Annotated in this window: 3 protein-coding genes; all 3 read left to right on the top strand. The window is 62.8% G+C overall.

Annotation, left to right across the window (positions count from 1 at the left end; genetic code table 11):
* Positions 1 to 235: helix-turn-helix domain-containing protein (locus tag AB4Z11_RS30045; protein ID WP_442029594.1), on the top strand; the 235-nt coding region annotated here is incomplete at its 5' end.
* A 62-nt stretch (positions 236 to 297) separates the two neighbouring features.
* On the top strand, positions 298 to 1,266 hold the full coding sequence (gene corA / locus AB4Z11_RS30040; RefSeq protein ID WP_442029592.1) for a magnesium/cobalt transporter CorA: 969 nt from the start codon (positions 298 to 300) through the stop codon (positions 1,264 to 1,266).
* A 42-nt stretch (positions 1,267 to 1,308) separates the two neighbouring features.
* A partial coding sequence (locus AB4Z11_RS30035; RefSeq protein ID WP_442029590.1) for a DUF3369 domain-containing protein occupies positions 1,309 to 2,191 on the top strand: 883 nt, incomplete at its 3' end.

Genomic DNA, 2,191 nt, shown 5'->3' with positions numbered 1-2,191 from the left:
GTCGCCGGATGGCTGGCTTAGTCTGCTGGAGCTGCAGGCGGCCGGCATGCTGTCCTCCGGCCAGCAGGAAGTGATGGCCGTGCTGGGCCGCCAGTTCGAATCGGCGCTGATCCGCACCGCGCTGAAATACACCCACGGCCGCAAGAACGATGCGGCGATCCGCCTCGGCATCGGCCGCAACACCATCACCCGCAAGATTGCGGAACTGGGCATCGACGGCGCCAAGGACGACTGACCAGCAGGTTTTCGGGTAAGCTCCGGGTTGCACACCCCGGAGCTTTTTTATTGTGAGAAACCATGCTGATTAATTGTGTCGCCTACGAGGAAGGCCGCAAGCTGGCTGACATCCCGGTAGAGGACATCAGCGAATACGTCGCCCGCCAGGATACGTTTGTGTGGGTCGCCCTGCGCGACGCCAGTTTCGAAGAACTGCAAATCATGCGGGTCGAATTCGGCTTGCACGAACTGGCGGTGGAAGACGCCCTGCGCGGCCATCAGCGGCCCAAGATTGAAGAGTACGGCGATTCCCTGTTCGTGGTGGTGAAGATGCTGGAGCTCACCGAAGACGATGAACTGGCTGTGGGCGAAGTCGATATCTTCGTCGGGCCGAATTTCGTGCTGTCCAACCGTCAGGGCAGCGCCAAGGACTTCCTCGGCGTGCGGGCCCGCGCCGAACACGAACCGCATCTGCTCAAGCAAGGCTCGGGCTTCGTGCTGTACGCCCTGATGGACGCGGTGGTCGACCGCTACTTCCCGATTGTCGATACCTTCGAGCTGGAACTGGAGCAGATCGAGGAGCGCATCTTCATCCGCGGTTCGCAGCGCGACAGCATCCAGCGCCTGTATGCCCTGAAGCGCAAGGTCATGCTGATGCGGCACTGCGTGGCGCCGCTGCTGGACGCCATCGGCAAGCTGCATGGCGGGCGTGTGCCTGCGGTGTGCATGAATAGCCAGGAATACTTCCGCGATGTGCATGACCACCTGTACCGCATCAATGGCATTCTCGATACCATCCGCGACACCATCGGCACTGCCATCCAGGTCAATCTCTCCATGGTGGCGCTGGAAGAGGGCGAGGTCAACAAGCGCCTGGCGGCATGGGCCGCCATTTTCGCGGTGCTGACAGCCTTTGCCGGCATCTGGGGCATGAACTTCAAGAACATGCCGGAACTGGACTGGCGCTGGGGCTACCCGTCGGCGCTTGGCGTCATGTTCGCAACATGCATCTACGTCTACCGCAGATTCCGCCGCGCCGGCTGGCTATAGATATATAATCGGCAATAAAGCCCAATCTGCGGGAGAGGCGGCATGGTCGATGACGAAATGCTGTTCGAGGAGGATGCCGCGGCGCCTGCTGCCGGTGCCGCGCCTTCGCCGTGGGAAATCCTGGTGGTGGACGATGAAGAAGCCGTACACCAGGTTACCGGCCTGGTCATGGGCGACTTCAGCTTCGAGGGCCGCCCGGTCCACTTCACCCACGCCTATTCCGGCGCCCAGGCGCGCAGCATCTACACCCGTCCCGGCCAGTTTGCCCTGATCCTGCTCGACGTCGTCATGGAGAGCGAACACGCAGGGCTGGATCTGGTGCGCTACATCCGCGAAGAACTGGGCGATCCTCTGGCGCGCATCGTGCTGCGTACCGGCCAGCCGGGCCAGGCGCCGCAAGCCGTGGTATTGCGCGGATATGATATAAACGATTACCGCGAAAAGACCGAACTGACGCACGCCAAGCTCAGTGCCGTGTTCTATGCCGGCCTGGGCGCCTACCGCGACCTGATGCGCCTGGAGCGTGCCCGCGCTGGCCTGCGCCGTTCCGTGGACGCCATCACCCAGGTCTGCGATTCCGACAATCTGCGTCATTTCGCGTCCGCGGTACTGGAGCAGGCAGCTGCCGTGCTGGGACACGAAGGGCAGGGCGTGTGCGCCAGCCGCCTGAATGCCTACGCTGCCGCCCAGCAGAACGGACGCCTGCAGGTGCTGGCCGCCACCGCCGCCTACGCCGACCTGGCGCCGCAGGAAACCCTGGACCATTTGCCGCCTGCTGTACGCGATGCCTTCACGCGCTGCATGATCGAGCAGCAGGACCATTACGGCGAGAACTACTACGCTTGCTACTACCGCACCCGCGAAGGCAATGAGTGCTTCCTCTACATGGACTTTGCCGAACCGGTGGCAGGAGAGGAGCGCGAGC

Source organism: Pseudoduganella sp. RAF53_2 (assembly GCF_052113985.1).
Taxonomy (GTDB): domain Bacteria; phylum Pseudomonadota; class Gammaproteobacteria; order Burkholderiales; family Burkholderiaceae_D; genus Rugamonas.
Note: the sequence above shows the minus strand (reverse complement) of the source record. Positions and strands in the feature narration are given on the sequence as shown.

Excerpts from the sequence above, each read along its gene's own strand:
- corA (WP_442029592.1), top strand. The coding sequence starts at position 298 with ATGCTGATTAATTGTGTCGCCTACGAGGAAGGCCGCAAGCTGGCTGAC.